Annotated in this window: 1 pseudogene; it reads left to right on the top strand. The window is 53.8% G+C overall.

The window, feature by feature from the left end:
- Window positions 1-1,536 (top strand): annotated as a pseudogene (locus EV202_RS15145) (fimbrillin family protein); the annotation flags it as partial.
- Between the last annotated feature and the right edge of the window lie 147 nt (window positions 1,537-1,683).

Raw genomic sequence — 1,683 nt, 5'->3', positions numbered from 1 at the left:
GCCACGGTATCGGGCGGAGGGGTGGACAAGGTCGTGCCCATCCCCTGGGAGGTGGAGTTCTCCGAGGACGGGATAGTCTGGAACAAAAACAAACCGGCGTGGCTGACGGCCTTTACCGAAAACGGGGAGGGAGGCACCGGGCCGACGAACCATACGGCAGGCGTGGCCCCGCAAGTGAACAGTGCTCCGCCCAACCCGCACACCGAGGCGTTGCGGAACGCCGCACAGGTGGCCGGCTACGACCTTTCCACTAAAGGAGGAACTGCCCCGATGCGCACCGCCAACTGCTACATCGTGAACGCGCCGGGAACGTACCGCCTGCCGCTGGTCTACGGCAATGCCGTGGATTACGTCAAGGCGCCCGGCACGGGAAACAATACGTCGGCGTATATTTCCTCGGCGCCTGCTTCCAATAATATACTGAGTACCTTTATCAACCATCTGGGCAACGGCATTACCAACCCGTACATCTACAACAACGCCGGCTGCGTGCCGGCAAGCTGTACCCTGGTCTGGCAAGATGAGCCGAACCTTGTTACGAACGTGGCCCTCTCTTCCGACAGGCATTTCCTTGAATTTACGGTGAATCAGGCCACCATCCACCAGGGCAACGCCGTGGTGGCGGTGCGCGACGCATCGAACACCGTGCTTTGGAGCTGGCACATCTGGGTGACGGACTACAAGCCGGGAACCGGGGACAAGACCATCACCAACTATCAGGACAAGCAGTATACGATTATGCCCTACGCTCTGGGCTGGTGCGACGCGAAAGAGGAAATCTACGCCGAACGCACGGTGCAGGTACGCTTCAAACAGCGGCCCACGGCGGGATATACCTCTGCCGAAATGAAAACATTTACCTTGAAACAAAAAGCCCACACCATCATCGAGATAGGGAATAACACCTTTTATCAATGGGGACGTAAAGACCCGTTCGTGGGGGGAATTAAGTTAAATACAAACAAAACGTGGTATGATGCCGATGGGAATCGGAACGTATATCAGAATCCTGCCACGGAAAATTTCTCTGCCGACAATGCCTGCATCGTTTCAGGCATCCAAAAGCCGGGGGTATATTGTACTAACTCATATATGGACGCACGTTATCTTAACCTTTGGAGTGCAGACAATGACGTTACTACTCACAATGACAACATTGTAGTGAAAACCATCTACGACCCTTGCCCCGTGGGGTATAAACTTCCTCCGAGTAACGGATTCACGGGATTTACTACAACAGGAACTAATGCCGGCGAAGTCAACAAAAAAGGCGCATGGAACGAAGGTTGGAACCTTTATTGTGGCAAGAATATGACCGGTGATACTGTTTTTTTTCCTGCTTCCGGCTATCGGCTATACGATTCCAGCGGTGTTTGGCGACAAGGTCAATATGGCGTTTACTGGTCGGCTGTGCCGCTCAGAAAAGAGGATGGGCACGCCATGATCCTTTTCCCGTCCTACGTCTGCCCGATGTCTTCTTACGGTCACTATTACTACCGTGGTCGCGGGTTCAGCGTGTGGCCATTTCAAGAATAGAAAGGAGCGAAGCGACCGCAGGAACCCGATACCGGCGAAGCCGGTCGAAAGGAGCCGAGAGTATCACGTTTCACTTTATACGTAAATACAATGGGATATACAAGTCGTGACTTTATGGATGCGGAACGAGACTTGCGGCTGCTGAGG

Origin of the sequence: Prevotella heparinolytica, assembly GCF_004342845.1 — a bacterium.
Classification (GTDB): Bacteria; Bacteroidota; Bacteroidia; order Bacteroidales; family Bacteroidaceae; genus Bacteroides; species Bacteroides heparinolyticus.
This window is presented reverse-complemented; position numbering and strand designations above follow the sequence as displayed.